Source organism: Leyella stercorea, assembly GCF_021531355.1.
In the GTDB taxonomy this organism is placed as follows: domain Bacteria; phylum Bacteroidota; class Bacteroidia; order Bacteroidales; family Bacteroidaceae; genus Prevotella.
The window spans coordinates 1-19,491 of record NZ_JADYTS010000033.1 but is presented as its reverse complement, the minus strand read 5'-3'; the positions used below and the strand labels follow the sequence as shown (position 1 = coordinate 19,491).

Genomic DNA, 19,491 nt, shown 5'->3' with positions numbered 1-19,491 from the left:
TGGAACCTATCATTTTACAATTTCTGCTAACCAGGCAAACTTTTTACATGATTCTCATAACAAACAAGCAGCCTAAACGTGCCGATCATTACTGGTTTATAAACATGGAATCCGCATTGTGAAGCCTATGCCATATTCATCTCCCTTAACGCTGTCCACACTATTGGAATGGTCACAATGAGAGAGATAAGATCGCTCACAGCCTGGCAGATTTCCACTCCCAACAGCCCCAAATAATGAGGAAGGATGATGATGAGAGGGATGAAAAACAATCCTTGTCGCGAAGCTGCAAGTATGTTGGCACGTATTGTCTTTCTGCACGTCTGCATCATCATGTTTGCCATCATCATAAAGCTACATGCTGGGAATACAATCATCTGGTAACGCAACGCTTGAATGCCTATAGCTATCACGTCCGGGTCGTTACGGAACAAAGCTACAGCCTCCTCGCTGAAAATGATTAGAACCACAGCCCAGAATAAAAGGAATACTGTACCAATCTTTGTACTAAACCAGAATCCTTCCTTTACCCTATCATAGAGTTTGGCGCCGTAGCAGAAGCCGCACATAGGTTGAAATCCCTGACCTAAGCCAATAATGACGCTAAAGATGAACATGCCTATACGAGTAACGACACTCATGGCAGCAATGGCAGCATCGCCATAGTTTCCGGCAACGCTGTTCAGGGCGATGCTGCTAATACTTGCAAGTCCCTGGCGAGAGATGGAGGGTGTTCCTCCTGCGATGATTTCCTTCAAAAATCTTCCCTCAAAGGAAATTTTGCGATGACTGTAATGAATCACGCCCTCCTTTCTACTCATCATTAGCAGAACGACAAATCCACAAAACTGACCTATGACAGATGCCAATGCCGCTCCGCGAACGCCCATAGAAAAGCCGAAGATGAAGAGTGGATCAAGAAGACAATTGATGATGGAGCCGCTGACCACTCCATAAACCGAATACTTGGCAAAACCCTGAAATCGCATCTGGTTGTTGATACAGAAAGTACCCATGATAAATGGTGTGCCCAGCAGACTGATACCCAGATACTGACATGTATAAGGCAGAATGGTGGGTGTACTGCCCAGAAGAATGCTGATAGGTTCAAGGAAAAACAAGCCCGTCAGCATTATCACCACAGAAAACACCAATGTGTAAAAAAGTCCCGTACTTGCCATCGTCTCTGCATTCTCCGTCTTCTGAGCGCCAAGCTGTCGGGAGATATAGTTGCCCGAGCCATTGCCGAAGAAGAAAGAGAACGCCTGTATGAAGAACATCACGCTAAACACTATACCTACTGCTGCTGTTGACTGCGTGTCTATCTGTCCAACAAAAAAAGTGTCGACCAGATTATACACACTGGTCAACAACATAGATATGATTGTCGGAATAGCCATTGCGCCTATCACTCGATGGACAGGCGCGTGGGTAAGAAACTGATATTTTTCGTTCATATTGTTTACTTCGTTGCTGTTTGTCTTCATAAAACTACTGCAAAGATAAATACTTTCTATCATCGAAAATACGATTTGATAACTTCTCAACTTACGAAAAAATATTAAAAAATCGTAAAAACGTACAGTTTAGTATTTATTTCACTTTAAATTGTTTTTTCGCTTCATTGTTATTTGTATATTTGCTATTATTAACATCCTAAATCTAACAAATTATGGCTATATATAGCAAACTCACCTATACATTGCTTGCCATTGCCTTTTGCAACCTAACAACAGCATGCGAGAATCCCTTGTACGAAGACGAGAATGAGTATCAAGAAACAGAAACTCCAAATGGTGACGTGGTTAGAATCACGTTCGGAAATTTCAAGACTAACCAGAAATCATTCAGTCAAGCACAAGGCAATTCACCCGAATACGAAGCACAACAAAGCAGAACTTCAGAAGCAACTCCCATTTCAGAACTATGTACAAGAATCAACTTCGCTTTGTTCGATTACAAGACAGGAGAAAGAATCAAGACACTAAACCAAACAACCGACGACGACTCGTTCGGCAAAATAACCCTAAACTTATCCAAAGGCAAATATGCTGTATTAGTAATAGCACACAGCGGTGACGGGAACGCCACATTGTCCAATCCCGAAAAAGTGACATTCAAAGACAACAAAATCACCGACACCTTTTATTATTATAACGTCATCGACGTAGAGGAAGACAGTAACTACGACATGACGTTGAAGAGAGCCGTTGCTAAGTTTCGACTTGTAGTGGAAGACCATACTCCATCAGATGTAAAAGTAATGAAGTTCTACTACACTGGAGGAAGCTCCACCTTCAACGCTATAACAGGATACGGATGCGTCAACTCCAAACAAACAGAGCTGAGAGATGTGACAGAGAGCGCCTATAACGAAGGATCCTACTACGACATCTATACATTCCCTCACAACTCTGAGGAAAACAAGAAGCTAAAGGTGGAAATATCTGCCATGTCATCGACAAGCTCATCTACCATACTGTTCTCAAAGACAATAAGCGATGTAGCTATATCCAAGAACAAATATATATGCTACAAAGGCCATTTCTTCAACGTAGTCCCCGAAAACGACCAAGAATTCACACTATCAACAACCGACGTTTGGCAGTACGAAGAATTTAAATACTAACTTCTGAAGAAACTGGTATAATCTGCGACGACAATCGTATATTTGCCACACAAAGAGGTTATGGCGAATGGAAAGTCTGTTGACAACAGTAGACTACAACTACCCCAACTTCCACCTAACCATGCATTGCTACATCTGCAAAGTGAAAAGCGGCAATCTCACTCTACTTGAGCACGAAGCAGCCAAATGGCTCACGCGTGGTGAGCTAAGCTCCGTTAATTTCATTTCTTGGCATGGAGTTTGCGAAATACAAAATACCACTAAGCCCTTTTGCCAAAAGTCATTATTAATCAAAATTGGAATTTATGGAAAAGACTGAATTTTTTATTTGCAAATGTCATGATATCAGCCATCAGTTGGTTTTAGGGACTTTCGAACCCACAGAAGACGAAGAACGCGTTGTTTATGGAAGTTTCCATCTTGTTCATCTTGAATTTTGGGATAAACTGAAAAGTGCTACTAAATATCTCTTTGGCAGAAAGCGTAAGGATGGTGATTTTGACGCGTTGCTGTTACGCCCCGAGGATGCCGGCAGACTGGAATGGTTTGCCAACTTTTTGGATGGAGGCACCTCGGCTACAGATATGGCTGTAGCTCCCTTTGCTTTCACATTCTGCAGCAAAGAGAATGTGTATGAGGTCTCTCTTGAAGCCTATCAAGACACACTCAACGACAGAAGCATTCAGACCGAATACGAGTTGTCAGTAAGTGTGTCCCTTAAGCCTGGCAACGTGTTCTACAGACTCTATCGCGCCGCCAAATATCTATCCGGCTACCGCTCCTGCTACGGCGACTTCGACTCCTTCGAGTTTATGCCGACTGATGCTGTAAAGCTTCATCGTATGGTGAGCGGTTTGAGAGCGTGTTAGGTTTATGTGACAAGTCCCCAAATACATTAGAACTTATTCTATCTACGGCAGAGTCAATTATCATTTTGGGCTCTGCCGTAGTAATATATAACATTAATGGAGTTATTGTTAAGTAGTGTCCACAGAATTAATAAATTGCCATGGAAGCAAAGCAGTGGACTCTAATTAGTTATGGCAAGAATTACTCCTATTGATGTCATTAAGGGCATCAGCGGCAAGTATGGCAACAATTCAAACGACTACTTCGCCACCAACTCATCAAGTAACAAAATCCACCTCGCCAAGCTCTCTAACCCATACAAGGGACCTGCCACCGAAAAGCAGTTGGCACAGCGCGAGAAGTTTGCAACCAAGCAGGCAGCCTGTACCGCATGGCTTAACACCAACCGCCCAAGCGAGAAGAACGGACTGAAGGGCACCGCCGACTATCAGCGCGTACAGAAGCTAAAACGTGCCTTTGCTTTCTCCAACATCAATCAGGTAATCTACAAGTACATGGACGATAAAGGCAACATCAAACTGCCAGAGAGCACCACCACAACGACTAAACCGGGGAGTGGTGTTGGAGGTGGCGATGGCGAGGTGGATGCTTAGTACCATCCCTGCAAGGTTGACAACACCATCATAATCTCTCTCAAAACAATAACAGCGTTTCTTGCACTATTACCAAAAGGGTAATGCAAGGAACGCTGTTTTTGCCTTTATCATGGCATAAGTGGATTAAAAAATTAGTTTTTTTTCAACCATTAGACCATAAGGTTTTTATTCTCATATATTTTTAGTAACTTTGCAGCGCATTCGCAATAAGTGCGTTTGCAAACATACATAAGGCGTCATCAACGCTTTGCTCATTGAACTTTCTGAACGTAGGAAATTCAAATTGGTTGTCAATGGCATTGCAGAGAAGATGTCACGGGTAGGTTGTATAATCAACCCTCGTAGTGTGCCAAGGAGGACAAACCTCAGCGGCACACTTTTCGGGGTTATATATAACTTTCAACGTGAGATTCTATCTGTTCGTCATCAACCAATGGTTTCCTACGGCCTAGAAAGAGTGACGAGTAAGTGTAGAGTCTCACGCTTTGTATTTAACAATCATATACAACAACCCTCAAAAAATGGAAGTATGAATTTTTTTAAGAAATTATTTGGAGACTCAACAGCTCAATCTTCCTACGACATCAACAGCAACGATAAGGAAGACCATGAACAGCAAGTCACTAATTCTATGTCTCAATCTGCTCATGAAAATAACATGACAAGTTGGGAAAACTTCTTTGGCGTAAACTTAAAGTCATCGCCTAATGAGCTATGGATAGAAGGAGAATGCGAGTATAATGAAAATAATATAATCAGAATTTTCACAAACAACCATATCCACAACGTTTACTTCTCTTCAGTAAATGCAAAAGTGATTGGAAACTCCGCTACAAATTTCTTCTTCAAGTGTCCATATACATGGGATGATGCCTTTGACATTTACTATTTGATAGAAAGGGATTTAGTTCATAACGGCAATTATACAAATACTGCTGCAGCAACAAAGTTCCGTGGAAAATTTGATAGCTACTATGATAGTTTTAGCTGGGATATAGATGGTTGCAGCATAATAATGTCTCGTGATATAGATACTGGCGACATTGAACTTGGCGTGTGGACATTGTTCTATAATCAAGAATACCTTGATAAAGCAAAAGATAGTTGCAAGGACAACAAGCAAGAAGATGAAGCAACATTGCCCAAGAAAGAATTTAATGTCCATTTATCTGGAGCCTTAGATACTTTACACTTCGTTCATGCTCATCTAGGCAAGCAATTAGCAGGAGATGCACCTTGTTATGTTGCTCGTGCAGAAGGGACTACAATTCAACTTCTTGACGAGAATAATTTTGATGAGGTATATTCTTTCGAAAGCAAAGAAATAGCAGATTATCTTGGTCACAGATTGGGTGCAGCAGGATTCATTAATTTCAATTGTGATGATGTTACTGATATACAAGCAGAACTCTTTATTATCCCTGCAGAATATGCCAAAGAGACTTCAGACGATGGAGCAACAGATGCTTTAGTTCATTACGAAATGAGCTATCTTGTTGACCCTGTAGAATTTGACTATCGCAGAAAGACTATTATGGATGGCAAAATGAATCTCAACATCGTTGGTATTCAATACCGTGATAATTATGAGGAGCTTAAGTCTTCTATAAAAGAGGGAGTAACTGTCATTCTAAAACCAGATCCAACAAATGAATACGACCCAAATGCTTTGGCTTTCTATCTTGAAGGAAATATCATTGGCTATCTCCCTAAAAAAGATCAACCTTTCGCCCATATCTTTATGGCAAAAGGACAGATCAAGGCCTCAATCTGTCGTATTGACGAAAAATGGATTGACACAGAGGTTGATATTAAGAAAGATATGATAGACGTTAATGCCTTCAAAAATAATGATGTCAATTTTACTAAAATAAAATCGTTCAAAGGGGGCAATAGCAGCTGTCAATCTATCGAGCTTAGTGAATTTATAGAAACTCTATAACTGTGTATAATTATGACAAGTTTTTCTTTCGTTGCATTAGACATAGAAACTGCAACAGGCAAACGTAGTTCTATATGTGAGATAGGAATTGAATAAAAGAATCTAAAAGTTGGCTTATTAAGCCAGATGTGTATACCTGTTGGCAGAATTAATTTAGTGCATACTTTATACTGCCAACAGGTATACACATAGACAATAACGAAGTTACAATGAATAAAGAATTCTATTTATACAAAGTTATTTCATTGCTCATAATTTCTGTCTTCTTTTGCAGTTGTAGTAAAATAAAAAAAGAGCCTGTTAAAGTAATTCAAACAGGCTCGTTCTCAAATGCTTTGGTAATCAAAGTCAATAAGATAGGCAAATATTGTGTCTACATTCCAAGTGATACGGTTAGGTTGAAATTTGCTAAATTGACAAATCTAAAGGTTACAAGTGAAGACTCACAATATGGGAAATTAAACTTTCAGAGATAAGTAACACTATAGCTACCTACAAAGAGATTACAAAAAGTAAAGACTTGAAGATTAAAATAGAAGCAGATCGAAATGCAGAATATTTGTCTATAAAGAATCTAATGAGAAGCTTGCAAGATGCAGATTATACTCGATATAATATACTAACAACAAAACCTTAAAGACATGGCAAATAAAACACACCCATATGGTTACTGGACTGATGATAGAATCATTGAAGAGTCGAAGAAATACAAAACTCCAATAGAGTTTAAGATAAATGCACCTACAGCATACAAAAAGGCTAATGAAAAGAAGCTGATAAAAGAGATGATATGGTTGAAAACAGACCGTCACAAAAAGCGTGGGCCACGTGCAAATCACAAATACACAAAAGATGTAGTAGTTTCATTTATACAAGAACACAAATGTACAACATATGCTGATTTTAGGCGCATAAATGAATACGCATATAACCAAGCAAAGAAAAATGGTTGGTTACCAGAATTAGGTTTAATACAGGATAATCCAGGAAAGAAATTATGGACTAAAGAAAAGGTATTTGAAGTAGCTCGCAACTACTCAAATAAAAAGGATTTTCAAGAAAAAGAACCAGCAGCATATAGTTGGGCAAGTGAATACAAAATTCTTAATAAATTTGACTGGATGAAACCGCGTAGTTATGATGAAAGAAAAGAAGAGCATAACTCAACTGTGTACGCCTATATTGATGAAAATAATAAAGTTGCATATGTAGGGCTTACAATAGATAAAAACAGTAGGAAAAAGAGACATAAATACGAACCTAATAGTGCGGTAAGAAAATATTTTGGCAAAAACATTCCAGAACCAATTATTCTGAAGGATGGTCTGACGGTATTGGAAAGTCAATATTATGAAGATTATTACAAGAAACAATATGCAAATGATGATTATAATCTTCTGAACATTGCTCCAACTGGAAAAAATGTTGGCTCAATTGGTGGTATCGCTAAATGGACTTCAAAAGAAAAAGTATTTGAAGAATCTAAAAAATACCATAGTAGAAGCGAATTTCGAAAGAAAGCGGGCGGTGCATATAGTCATGCCAATGATAACAAGTGGCTTCCAGAAATGACTTGGTTGAAAACACCAGAAAGAGATATAAGATGGACTTACGAGGCAGTCATTGAAGAGAGCCATAAATATGAATATAAATGTGACTTCAGAAAATTCTCAGGTGGAGCACATCAGGTTGCAAGTGAAAAAGGATGGCTCAAAAAAATGACTTGGCTTAAAGATAAGAAAAAGCCACATAACTATTGGACTAAAGAAAGGGTGTTTGAAGAAAGCCATAAATATTCTAACAAAAAGGAATTTGAGAATAATGCCAAAGGTGCTTTTATTAAAGCGATGGTTAATGATTGGCTTCCTGAAATGACATGGTTAAAGCCTCTTCCTTTAGGCATAATATCAAAATGGACCAGAGAAGCAATTATTGAAGAATCTAAGAAATACACTTCAAAAACAGAATTTGCAATAAATAGTCCGACAGCATACCAACATGCATGTGAAGACAAAACAATATTCAAGGAAATGCCGTGGATAAAAGAGAAAAAGAAGCCCGATGGCTATTGGGATGTAAAAGAGCATGTAATGGAAGAAGGCAAAAAATATAGGAATCGAACAGAATTTTCTAAAGGTGCTTTTACTGCATGGAGAAAAGCAAAAGACTATGGTTGGATTGATGAAATAGAATGGGGTAAAGCATAAATATAAAAATGAAAACGAAATATAAAAATTTACTAAAGAAAGAAGAATGGAAAACATTTAGATCCAGAATACTGGAATTAGATAACTATACATGTACAAAATGCAACACATGTTATAAGGAAGAGCCTTCGAATCTTAATATACATCATAAAGTATATTATCGAGGTCTTCGTCCATGGGAGTACAATCCTGAAGATGTTACAACATATTGTCGCAGATGCCATGCTGAGGAACATAATCTCTTGGAGATGCCAAAGTTTGGGTGGGAGTATATTGGTATGGAAGATTTAGGGGATTTAGTCGGAAGATGTGACAATTGCGATAGTCAATTAAGATATCAGCATACAGTATTCCATCCAAGTGTAGGATATTTGTATGTTGGTGCAACTTGTGCTAATTCGTTAACAGAGAGCCTGGAAGCTTCAGAATTAGAGAAGAGAGAAAAAAGAAAAAGATCATCATTAAACAAATGGGAAAAAGGAGAAGACGGGATGCTATTTCGAAACTTTAATAAAAATAGGTTCGAAATCCATACTAATGGGGATTCTTTCACTATAAAAATTGACGGTTATATCCTTGATGAAAGCTTTCAGTCAATAAATGAAGCAAAATGCTTTGCATTTGAACTATATGTTAACGGGATGGTTAAAGATATGGTTTCAGATTTACGCCAAAAGGAATGGGAACAATTTAAGAATACAACAAATTATGATTTACTAACGGAGGAAAATAATGATTTAATAACAGGACTTTATTCAAACCATCATTTTTACATAAGAAAGATATATCATAGAGTTAATGTATATATGGATGATTCTGAACTTATGGAAGAATTTGAGATATATGTTGACGCACATCATTTTGGCACAAGAAAAAACATTGCTGATGCACAACTTTTTTTATTTGAATTACTCCATGACCCTATAAAATTTCGTTCTATTCGTTTGAACAAAAAGAATGATATTTTATATGAGATTATCAACAACTTGTCCAGATGGAAGGGAAAATTCGATGACAAATACTTTGACTATGGGTTTATTACATTTCGTTTCAATAATAAAGAAAAAATGTTATCTGTAAAGCATAATAGATATTTAGTGTATAGTATGGACAAGCACTCTACATACTACTTTACACCAATAAAAAAATGTGCAGACTTTGAAGAAGCAAAGAATATTGCATATACAAATCTATGTAATTATACATCTTTAATCAAAACAATCGAACAAGACGATTATGTTCATTTTATGCTTGATGTAAATTGGATAAAAGAACAAAGTAACCAATATATTATATACACAAATAATATTGGTGAAATAAACATTTCAATTTACCAATCAAATGATGGTTACTGCACCATGAGTGTTGGTTCGATAAAAGGTCGTAAAAAACTAAAGTCTATAGAAGAAGCTAAAAAGATAGCTTATAACTTTATTAAAAGTGGACAATATGACAACATCATCAATAAAAGAAATTAGAATTATGTTTTTCTTAAGGAGTAAATTGTTATATTCTATTCAAAGACTCCTTTCGGATAGCATTTAGATTGGTAATGAAAAAAGACAAAACTGAAACATATGACATCACTTCAAGAAAGACTGTTCGCCATGCAGGATAAGCAGTATGCTACTTTCCAGGCCAAACTGACACCGGGAGTGCCTGTGGAGAGTTTCATAGGCATTCGTGTGCCTGTGCTTCGCAAGTTCGCAAAAGAATTTACAAAGGAGGCTGAATGCGAGGATTTCCTTCAGCAGCTTCCTCATGAATACTACGATGAGAACATGCTTCACGGACTCCTCGTTTCCGAGGTGAAGGACTACGAAGAATGCATTTGTCTTACTGACAGATTCCTGCCATTCGTGGACAACTGGGCAGTTTGCGACATCATGTCTCCGAAGGTGTTTGCCAAACACAAGAAGGAGCTATTGGCGAAGATCAAGACTTGGAGCAAATCGTCACACGTTTATACTTGTCGCTTTGGAATAGGAATGCTTATGTCTCATTATCTGGACAAAGACTTCAAGGCTGAGTATCTTGAAATTCCAGCCTCTGTAAGGAGCGAAGAGTATTACGTAAAGATGATGATTGCCTGGTTCTTTGCCACCGCCCTTGCCAAGCAATGGGACCAGGCGATTCCCTACATCGAGCAACGCCGCCTTGCCCACTGGACGCACAACAAGACTATACAGAAGGCCATCGAGAGCTACAGAATCACGCCCGAGCAGAAGGAATATCTGCGGACATTGAAGGTTTTCGTTAAGCCAAATGAGCAGAGTCAAATTTATTTGAACTCTGCCATGGCGAGAAAACGTGTCACGAAGTGAAAGATAAAACAATTATGACACAAGACACTTCTACATATGTTGTGATTGAGCATATTTCTCTTTAAACTTTCAGGCACGATTTGCGTCTAATTCTTAGATGATGGCGTTTAAGCACCCATCGCTTTTTAGGTATTATAATTTTTTTAATTTTAGCTTATGAAAAGAATTTTTCGAAAGTTGATGATTGCCATTTGCTGCATGGTTTCATGCAATATGGTGGCGAATGCGGGCAACGACAAGCCTATCGCCGTTAATGCACTCCCGGTAAAGGCTCAAACCTTACTCAGCAACCATTTCAACAATCAGAAGGTGATGCTTGCAACGATTGAATCGGGAGTTGTCAGCAGAAGCTATGATGTGGTTCTGCAGAATGGCACGAAGCTGGAGTTCGACAAAAAAGGAAATCTTACAGAGATAGACTGCAAGCTGGGAATCGTGCCAGCTCTGTTGATTCCGCAAGCCATCAAGAACTACTTGAAGGATAATTATGCAGGACAATCGGTGAAAAAGATTGAAATGAACAAGAATGAATACGAGGTAGAACTGACAAACGGATTGGATTTGACCTTCAACAAGCATTTCCTATTAATAGATATTGACTGATCTGCATCTTGTAAATAGATTTTCCTGCATAGGGTGAAAACAACAGATAAATTATATGATTGTTTTAAGTAAAAAGTTACGAAGAATATGAATCATTGGAAGGGCATCAAGCGCCGGATAGGGAAATTCTTTGAGAAGGTGCATGAATGTATACTTATCTTTACCGACTGGCTGGGGTAAGTGCACATAATAAATAAAATGCAAAACATTGATATAATCTGATGGAAACAGAAAGAATTTTACTTCGCCATTGGCAAGAATCGGATGCTGAGGCGCTCTTCAAGTACGCCTCAGACCCTGACGTAGGACCTCGTGCAGGATGGCCGGCACATAAGTCTGAAGAGGAAAGTCTGGAGATTATCCGGACATACTTCCATAATGACACGACATGGGCGATTGTGTTGAAAGAGACTGGCGAGGCTATCGGCTGCATCGGCTACTACACCCATGAAACCAGCAACATCCCTATCGGAGAAAACGACTGCGAGGTGGGCTATTGGATAGGAAAGCCTTATTGGAACAGAGGAATCTGCACCGAATCCTTGAAGCTGATGCTCGACTACTGCATCCACGAGAAGCATTTCGAGAACATCTGGGCAGACCATTTCACCGGAAATCCTGCATCGGGAAGAGTCATGGAGAAATGCGGTTTCTCAGACACCGGAATGCTGAACAGATGCAGCCAGCTTGTGGGTGGCGACAAGGATATGGTCAAAGTGTTTAAGTACAGAAGCAAAACGCAACCCATTGAAAATTAATTGGAAGAACTGGAATTGGAAGAATCGTCACACCCCTTCCCTCTAAAAGGCTCATTATCAACGGTTTAATCTTTAAATGACAAGATGAACATGAAGTACGATATAAGTTAAACCATCGTTCCAATGCTTTTCCCTGTCCTTGGCGCACACGTAATGTGCATATTGTATATATATATCGCTAAAAGCTGGTTATTTCGAAATAAATGGTGTATATTTGCACAACAAACACAAGCAAAACACAACATGCAGATATTATTAGCAAACGCCAAGATAATGTTCGGCAAGGCGGACAGAAAGCCTGTGTCTGCCCCACTCTTCCAGACCGTGGCAGACACTTTGGCTGCGGAAATGGCAAGGATGGACGTGGAGGATTTGGCTCGGCAGCTGGATTGCAGCAAGAAGATAGCGGCAGAGAATTGGCAACGATACCAGAACTTCATGGCAGCCGAGAAGATGCCTGCCCTGCTTGCCTACAACGGTCAGGCATACAAGCATCTGCGTGCTGCCACCTTGAGCGACGAGGCATTGGAGTATGCCCAGAAGCATCTTTGGATAACGTGTTTCCTCTATGGTCTGCTTCGCCCTATGGACGGCATTGTGCCCTATCGTATGGAGCATTGCGTCACGATAGAAGCCACAAACGACAAGCCAATTAATCAGTTCTGGAAGGACCGACTGACGGATGTGCTAATAGATAGCGTGAAGGCAGACGACGGCATCCTCCTGCATCTCTCCACGGAGGAATATGAACATCTGTTCGACTGGAAGAGGGTTTGTAAGGAGGTGACGGTCAATCAGCCTCTCTTCTATGTGCGGCAGAAAGACGGCAGACTGAAGATGCAGGCTGTTTGGGCAAAGTCGTGCCGCGGAGCAATGGTCCGCTTCATTCTTAACAACCGCCTCGTCACTCCCGAAGAACTCTCAACTTTCAGCTACGAAGGCTTTGAATACGCTCCGCTATTAGGCGATGCGAACAATCCGCATTTCGTAAGAGAATTTATCAAATAAAATATATGAAACTAAACAAAATACATCATGTAGCCGTGATTTGCTCTGACTATGAGCAATCTAAGCAGTTCTATACAGAAGTGCTGGGCTTGAAGATCGTAAGCGAACATTATCGTGAGAAACGCCAATCATGGAAGGCTGACTGCTGGATGGGCGACACATACGTAGTGGAGCTGTTCTCCTTTCCCAATCCTCCTGCACGTCCTTCCTATCCCGAAGCAGCCGGTCTGCGTCACCTTGCATTCGAGGTGGACAATCTTGCGGCAACCGTCAGCGAGCTTGACAGCAAGGGCGTAAAGCACGAGCCGATACGCACGGACGAATATACCGGCAAGCAGTTTGTGTTCTTCAGCGACCCCGACGGGCTGCCGATAGAACTGTACGAAAAGTAAAGAAGCAGCGCCCACTTTGCAAGACAAGACTCATAAAGAAAAACCGGTCATCGGAACGCATTTTTTAATGCACGTTCTGACGACCGGTTTTTGCTTGGTATAAATAACAGCTCCACTATCGCTTGTCTGGAATGCCATAGTCAATCCAGCGTTCTTGCGGATAATAGCCTTTAATGACCTTCTTGGTCTCGCTATAAGTTTCCTTAACGGTCATAAAGGTCTCGTTCATGCGCCTTACCTTTTCAGTAAGTTCGGCGCGTATCTTGTCAACCTCTGCACTTTGCAGTTCGAGTATATCCAAATTATTCTCAAATTTGGCAATCTCATCGTTCGTTACTCCACGCTCACCCATTTCGCTGATATGTCGTTTCATGCCTTTGGCGAACGTGCGGCTTTTTTCAAGCTGAATTTCTATTGTTTTTGTTATTTCTTTATGGTTTTTAGATGTTTTTATATGCTTTTTTGCAATACAAATTTACAAAAAAAATACGTTCATTCAGAAGTATACAACACTCACTTTTCAGCTTTTTTAAGTCTACAACAGCTCTGTCTTTAACATATTTTTATTCTTGTCGACTATTAAAACGCATTATAATTTACAGCTCCTTAGGACAGAGAAAAAGCCGAGTACAAAAAATACCAATAAACATAGGTGTTTTATTAGAAAAATGAGTACTTTTACACACTACTTAAAAAACAAAGATGTATGAAGACAAAGATAGTAACTTTTGGAGAAATATTGTTAAGACTTTCCAAGCCCGAATATCAGCGCTTGTTTCAAGGCCATCGTATGTTGGGCAACTATGGAGGCAGTGAGGCAAATACAGCCATTTCGTTAGCATATCTGGGCAACAACGTAGAATACGTAACACGATTGCCTTACGGCGCTATGGGCGAAGCTGCACTTATGCATCTCAGAGAGTATGGGCTGAATGTTTCGCATGTAGTGCGTGGTGGCGACCGTCTTGGTACTTACTATTTTGAGGAAGCTGTGGCAATGCGCAATTCTCATGTGATTTACGACCGTAAGAATTCTGCCATGTATTCCTTGAAAAGAGGAATGATAGAATGGGATAAGGTGTTGGCAGATGCAGCTGTGTTCCATTGCTCAGGCATAACGTGCGCCATCAGCCGCGACTCTATGGAGTCAACTATGGATGCCTTGCGACTGGCAGAATCAAAAGGGCTGACAATTGTCTGCGACATCAACTATCGCAAGAACCTTTGGGGATATGGCATGCAGCCACATGATGTCATATACAATATGATGCAATATAGCGACATTGTATTTGGCGACCAAAATGAATGGAAGGTAGCAAGCGGAGTCAATCATATCCCCTTTAATGCTTCGGATGCAAACTTTGAAATTGACAAGGAAGCCTATCAAGAGTATTTCCGCAAGATGCACCAATTGTTCCCTAAGTGCAAGAAGATGATTATGGCTTTGCGCAACCAATTGGCCAGCAGCCACCACACCCTCACCGGTGTGCTCTACGATGCTGTGGAAGACCGTCTGTATACCACCAAGATATACGACATACAGCCTATCATAGACCCTATGGGTGTAGGCGATGCCTTCGTAGCTGGCTATATCCACGCCCAACAGAAGTGGACCGATGCCAACCAACGTTGTCTCGACTTCGCGCTTTCGGCAAGTGCCTTGAAGAACACAGTGCCAGGCGATCAGAACTTGGTTACGGAAGAAGAAATCATAAGCAATCTGACTTCATCGGGAGGCAGAATACAGCGTTAAAAATACAAACAATATAAAAACAACAAAAACAACGTTACAAACATCAAAACGATGTAGGATAACGTTGTTTTTGTTGTTTAAAATCTTATTTGTTGATAAAATCAAGAATCTGCTCGGCATGTATCTTGGTCTTGATTTCTTTTGGAGTAAAGATTTTCTCTATAATGCCATTTTCATCAACAAGATAAGTGGTTCGCAGAATGCCGATAGTTTTTCTACCGCAAGCCACCTTCTCTCCCCAACATCCAAGTTCCTGCAACAGTGTGGTTTCAGTATCGGCTATAAGCGGGAACTGCAAACCCTGGGCATCGGCAAATTTCTTCTGCAGAGTCTGTTTGTCCTTACTTACACCTATAATCTCATAACCGGCAGCTGCCAGCTCTTCCTTGTGGGCTTGTAGCGAACAGGCTTCTGCTGTACATCCGCTGGTATTAGCCTTAGGATAGCTGTAAAGCACTATCTTCTTGCCACGATAGTCGCTCGCCTTAATCTCACGTCCGTCTTGGTCGATGCCAAGAATCTCAGGTATTTTATCTCCAATAGTCATAACTGTATATTTTTTTATTTATCATTAAAGTTTCAAGCATTACTACACAAAAGTAAGTATTACAAACGGGAATAGCTTGAAATTCTTTGTTAAACTATGCAAAACGCGCCATTCATACCTATTTAATACCTAATAATAGGCATTGGGCGGTTTACTTATTTTTGAGTATTGTCCAACCTACGTAAGCTCGCTAACTTTGCAGTCCCAAAAGACAAGTGGCTTACGATAAGCCATCCGGATAAATTAAAAGCAATACGTACATTAACATTTTAGGATTATATGAAGAAAATCTTTACTCTCATTTTCGCCACTCTTATGGCAGGTAATATCATGGCACAGATGCATGGTGCATTGCGTTTTGCAGGTGCTTCGTCAGTAAAAGTTTTGACTACAAATATCGACAACCCAAGCGACACCATCAAGTTTGAAATGGCAAGCATGTCGGCTGGCAACATCACGCTCCCAGCGATGAAGGGCATGGCCACCATACCGTCATTTACAATAGAGAACGTGGCATTTACCATGGGCGACAATCATGTCATCAGCTTTGCCGACCAGACCTTCGCTTCGAAAGTTACGGTTGACGGAAATGAGAAATCGATAACCGGTTCTTCCTTGTCGGGCACATACAACATGGCGGACAACTCGCTCACCCTTAAGGTTGTTTTCCAATATGGCTCTATGCCCCTCAGCACTACCTACAACATCAAGGCTTACTCTGTGAAGACCGTCAGCAGCCCCATTACAGTCAACGTGGGCGGAGCATTCAATTACGCCAACAAGAGCGTCAGCTACGACGTGCGCAAGTATATGGATGGCGATGTACAGAAGGCTGATGTCGAGATTTCGACCTACACTCTCGAAAATACCGTAATGGGCAATCTTACGCTTGGCACATATACCGTTAAGGGACTGACCTACGACGAGTCGAAAGGCGGATTCTATCGCGACTACAAGGACGATGGATTGAAATTCCACTTCACAGCCGAAAATGGCGGCAACAAAACCATGGACGGCGACTACTCGTTCAACAACACCAAGGACAACAACATCCTTGTGAAGTATAGCGGCAACAACATTACCGACATCGTCAACAGGTTCCAGATGGGAGCCATGCCTTTCGCTATCGAAAGCAAGTTTGACACTCAGTCTACGGGCATTACTTCAATAAAGAACAACCGTAAGAACGACGGCAAGATGTACAACCTGCAAGGACAGGAAGTAAGCGAGAGCTACAAGGGAATAGTTATCGTTAATGGTAAGAAATATCTTAAGAAATAAATGAAGAATTTGATTACAAAGAATCTTCTCAAAATGGCCGTTGTAGGAATGAACATCATTATGCTCACTGCTTGCAACGGCATTTTTGACGATATATACGACCAGCCTAAGGAGATTGTACCGGCTAAGGGACAGATGGTGATCAATGCTACAAGTTGGACCGACTGGTATTATGTCGACCTGAACGAGCTGCACCAGCTCACTATAAACGGCGACGAGGAAGCCTTGCTCAAGGCGCAGACCGAGTTTACCGCCTACCCTATCCCCATGGAACCTACTGGCGACAAGGTCACTACTCCCGTCACAGACAAAAAAACAGGACAGTACATGTACTGGTTTGACGTGTTTGGAGCTGGCATCAAGAACAACACGTTCTCGTATTTCACTCCTACTGCCGCCCAAACCGCTCCCGACAACTGGACCTTCGCCGTACATCGCAACAACGTGCGTACTAACGGAGGAGCCGTGCTTGAGACCACCTACACCTCTATGGAAGAATTGCCCGAGACGAGCGAGATCTTCCACAACATGCAATTCACAGAGGACGAATGGACCGAGAACGAGGTTTGGGATAGTCAGGACCAGATGCTTTTAGGCTATGTACCGTCGCAAGGTATTGAGATAAACCGCGTACTGTCGTCATGGCTCAGCATGGAGATTCCTCCTATGCCACCGGCATTCAGCATGAACAATCATGTCTTCATACTACGTCTGAAGGATGGCAGCTATGCGGCATTGCAACTCGAAAACTATCTGTCGTCCAACGGCACCAAGTGTTATCTCACAATCAATTACAAGTATCCATATTAAATGAACAGACATATATACCTCTACTTGCTGATGGCTTCGGCTTCATGGCAGACCATAGCTGCACAAGACGCTTACACCGACTCCATCTATCGCCAGTTCAGTCTGGACGAAGTGGTGGTGACGAGCACACGCACGCCTAAGTTTCTGAAGGACACCCCGATACAGACACGTGTAATCAGCGCAAAGGAAATAGCACGTCTCGACGCCACCAACGTGCAAGACCTCCTGCAGCAGGAATTGCCTGGAGTGGAGTTCTCGTATGCCATGAACCAGCAGACCCACCTCAATTTCTCAGGCTTTGGCGGCCAAGGAGTCCTGTTTCTTGTTGACGGCGAGCGACTGGCTGGCGAGACTATGGACGACGTGGACTTCACCCGACTCAACATGGACAATGTGGAGCGCATAGAGATAGTCAAGGGAGCCGCATCAGCTCTATACGGCAGCAACGCTACTGGCGGCGTCATCAATATCATCACCAAGCGCAACAAGCAGCCCTGGACACTCAACGTCAACGGCCGCTACGCCAAGCATAACGAGCAACGGTATGGAGCCACGTTCGGACTGAGCTGCAAGCATTGGAACAATATGCTCACAGCCAACTACAACAGTCGTGACAATTACGATGTGCATAGTGCCACAAATCCCGTAACACGAATCATATCAACCGTATATGGCGACAAGACCATCAACCTCAAGGAGCAACTTACGTGGAGCCCCACCACAAGCTTCAGCCTTACGGGACGTGCCGGATATTTCTTTCGTGAGACGGTGCGCTCTGCCGACCAGCCCGAACGCTATCGCGACTTCACAGGCGGACTCCGCATGAACTGGAACATTAGCTCGCAGGACGACCTACAGGCAAGCTATGCCTTCGACCAGTACGACAAGTCGGACTATCAGCGCATTACACGCCTCGACATACGCGACTACAGCAATGTGCAGAACTCATTGCGTCTGCTCTACAACCACTACTTTGCAGAGGGCGACGTTCTGACTATAGGCTCCGACCTGATGCACGACTATCTGTACAACACCAACCTTGAGGGCAGCACACGCAAACAAGACAGTTGGGACCTCTTCGCACAGTACGACTGGCACGTCAGCGACAAATGGGAGGTGGTGGGCGCGCTACGCTACGACTACTTCTCCGACGGCCAGGAGTCGCATCTTACACCAAAGCTCAACCTTTGCTACAAGCCATTGCGCAACCTCTCGGTACGTGCAGGCTACGGCATGGGATTCCGTGCGCCGACGCTCAAGGAGAAATACTACAACTTCGATATGTCAGGCATATGGATAGTTGAGGGCAACGCCAACCTTAAGTCGGAAGTGAGCCATAATTTCAACCTCTCGGCCGAATACACCAAGAGCCACTACAACTTCACGGCATCGGTATATTACCTAAATTCCGCAGCATTTTAGTTTAACTTATTTTATAAGTACCTGAGCAACAAAAAGTTGCTCAGGATTTTGCCATGTCAGATTTTTCACCTATCTTAGTGTTGCAAATCAAAATATGTATCAAACCCGACAGACATGGCAAAGGTAGCAATAAAATCTGAGAAACTCTCTCCTTTTGGAGGAATTTTTTCAATAATGGAGCAATTTGACTCCAATCTCTCATCTGTAATCGACTCAACCCTCGGTATGAGATGTAGGCTGTATGGTTATCAATACAGCGAAATCATCCGTTCGCTTATGAGCGTTTATTTCTGTGGCGGCTCATGCGTGGAAGATGTAACGTCACAACTGATGCGCCATCTCTCGTATC

General features: G+C 41.6%; 17 protein-coding genes and 2 pseudogenes. 16 read left to right on the top strand and 3 right to left on the bottom strand.

Going from position 1 to position 19,491, the window contains the following annotated elements:
- Window positions 1-125: 125 nt before the first annotated feature.
- Window positions 126-1,457 carry an MATE family efflux transporter gene (locus tag I6E38_RS08480; RefSeq protein WP_235393562.1) on the bottom strand — a complete coding sequence of 444 codons (1,332 nt, stop codon included), beginning with the start codon at window positions 1,455-1,457 and terminating at the stop codon, window positions 126-128.
- A gap of 215 nt (window positions 1,458-1,672) precedes the next feature.
- Here I6E38_RS08480 and I6E38_RS08475 point away from each other — a divergent pair, with 215 nt between their 5' ends.
- The 11 genes from I6E38_RS08475 to gloA2 all read left to right on the top strand — a co-directional run bounded on the left by I6E38_RS08475 (window position 1,673) and on the right by gloA2 (window position 13,329).
- Window positions 1,673-2,629, top strand: a complete 957-nt coding sequence (locus I6E38_RS08475; RefSeq protein WP_235393561.1) for a FimB/Mfa2 family fimbrial subunit — start codon at window positions 1,673-1,675, stop codon at window positions 2,627-2,629.
- Between the two features lie 305 nt (window positions 2,630-2,934).
- Window positions 2,935-3,498 (top strand): hypothetical protein, encoded by a 564-nt coding sequence (locus I6E38_RS08470; RefSeq protein WP_235393560.1) that lies wholly within the window; start codon window positions 2,935-2,937, stop codon window positions 3,496-3,498.
- Window positions 3,499-3,669: 171 nt separating this feature from the next.
- Complete coding sequence (locus I6E38_RS08465) at window positions 3,670-4,092, top strand: hypothetical protein (protein WP_235393559.1); 423 nt, start codon at window positions 3,670-3,672, stop codon at window positions 4,090-4,092.
- Window positions 4,093-4,624: 532 nt separating this feature from the next.
- Window positions 4,625-6,037, top strand: coding sequence for an HIRAN domain-containing protein (locus I6E38_RS08460; protein ID WP_235393558.1), 1,413 nt, complete (start codon window positions 4,625-4,627; stop codon window positions 6,035-6,037).
- A gap of 641 nt (window positions 6,038-6,678) precedes the next feature.
- Window positions 6,679-8,244, top strand: coding sequence for a hypothetical protein (locus I6E38_RS08455; RefSeq protein WP_235393557.1), 1,566 nt, complete (start codon window positions 6,679-6,681; stop codon window positions 8,242-8,244).
- An 8-nt stretch (window positions 8,245-8,252) separates the two neighbouring features.
- Window positions 8,253-9,722 (top strand): HNH endonuclease, encoded by a 1,470-nt coding sequence (locus I6E38_RS08450; protein ID WP_235393556.1) that lies wholly within the window; start codon window positions 8,253-8,255, stop codon window positions 9,720-9,722.
- Window positions 9,723-9,821: 99 nt separating this feature from the next.
- Window positions 9,822-10,568, top strand: coding sequence for a DNA alkylation repair protein (locus I6E38_RS08445; RefSeq protein ID WP_235393555.1), 747 nt, complete (start codon window positions 9,822-9,824; stop codon window positions 10,566-10,568).
- 156 nt (window positions 10,569-10,724) lie between these two features.
- The gene (locus I6E38_RS08440; protein WP_235393554.1) at window positions 10,725-11,171 is read left to right on the top strand and encodes a PepSY-like domain-containing protein; all 447 of its coding nucleotides are present in this window, start codon (window positions 10,725-10,727) and stop codon (window positions 11,169-11,171) included.
- Window positions 11,172-11,392: 221 nt separating this feature from the next.
- The gene (locus I6E38_RS08435; protein ID WP_235393553.1) at window positions 11,393-11,929 is read left to right on the top strand and encodes a GNAT family N-acetyltransferase; all 537 of its coding nucleotides are present in this window, start codon (window positions 11,393-11,395) and stop codon (window positions 11,927-11,929) included.
- A 243-nt stretch (window positions 11,930-12,172) separates the two neighbouring features.
- On the top strand, window positions 12,173-12,937 hold the full coding sequence (locus I6E38_RS08430; RefSeq protein ID WP_235393552.1) for a YaaA family protein: 765 nt from the start codon (window positions 12,173-12,175) through the stop codon (window positions 12,935-12,937).
- A 5-nt stretch (window positions 12,938-12,942) separates the two neighbouring features.
- Window positions 12,943-13,329 (top strand): SMU1112c/YaeR family gloxylase I-like metalloprotein, encoded by a 387-nt coding sequence (gloA2, locus tag I6E38_RS08425; protein WP_235393551.1) that lies wholly within the window; start codon window positions 12,943-12,945, stop codon window positions 13,327-13,329.
- A gap of 115 nt (window positions 13,330-13,444) precedes the next feature.
- On the opposite strand, the gene I6E38_RS08420 is transcribed toward gloA2, so the two are convergent.
- The gene (locus I6E38_RS08420) at window positions 13,445-13,702 is read right to left on the bottom strand and encodes a hypothetical protein (RefSeq protein WP_235393550.1); all 258 of its coding nucleotides are present in this window, start codon (window positions 13,700-13,702) and stop codon (window positions 13,445-13,447) included.
- Window positions 13,703-14,035: 333 nt separating this feature from the next.
- On the opposite strand from I6E38_RS08420, the gene I6E38_RS08415 reads away from it, so the two are divergent.
- Complete coding sequence (locus I6E38_RS08415) at window positions 14,036-15,082, top strand: sugar kinase (RefSeq protein WP_235393549.1); 1,047 nt, start codon at window positions 14,036-14,038, stop codon at window positions 15,080-15,082.
- Window positions 15,083-15,167: 85 nt separating this feature from the next.
- On the opposite strand, the gene I6E38_RS08410 is transcribed toward I6E38_RS08415, so the two are convergent.
- The gene (locus I6E38_RS08410; protein ID WP_235393548.1) at window positions 15,168-15,629 is read right to left on the bottom strand and encodes a peroxiredoxin; all 462 of its coding nucleotides are present in this window, start codon (window positions 15,627-15,629) and stop codon (window positions 15,168-15,170) included.
- 279 nt (window positions 15,630-15,908) lie between these two features.
- Between I6E38_RS08410 and I6E38_RS08405 the strand changes: the two genes are divergently transcribed.
- The 4 genes and pseudogenes from I6E38_RS08405 to I6E38_RS08390 all read left to right on the top strand — a co-directional run.
- Window positions 15,909-16,910, top strand: a complete 1,002-nt coding sequence (locus I6E38_RS08405; protein ID WP_235393547.1) for a calycin-like domain-containing protein — start codon at window positions 15,909-15,911, stop codon at window positions 16,908-16,910.
- Entirely contained in the window at window positions 16,911-17,720 is an 810-nt protein-coding gene (locus tag I6E38_RS08400; protein WP_235393546.1) for an HmuY family protein, read from the top strand. It begins immediately after the preceding gene.
- Window positions 17,721-17,750: 30 nt separating this feature from the next.
- Window positions 17,751-19,121, top strand: a pseudogene (locus I6E38_RS08395) (TonB-dependent receptor plug domain-containing protein); the annotation flags it as partial.
- A gap of 135 nt (window positions 19,122-19,256) precedes the next feature.
- Window positions 19,257-19,491, top strand: a pseudogene (locus I6E38_RS08390) (IS1380 family transposase); the annotation flags it as partial.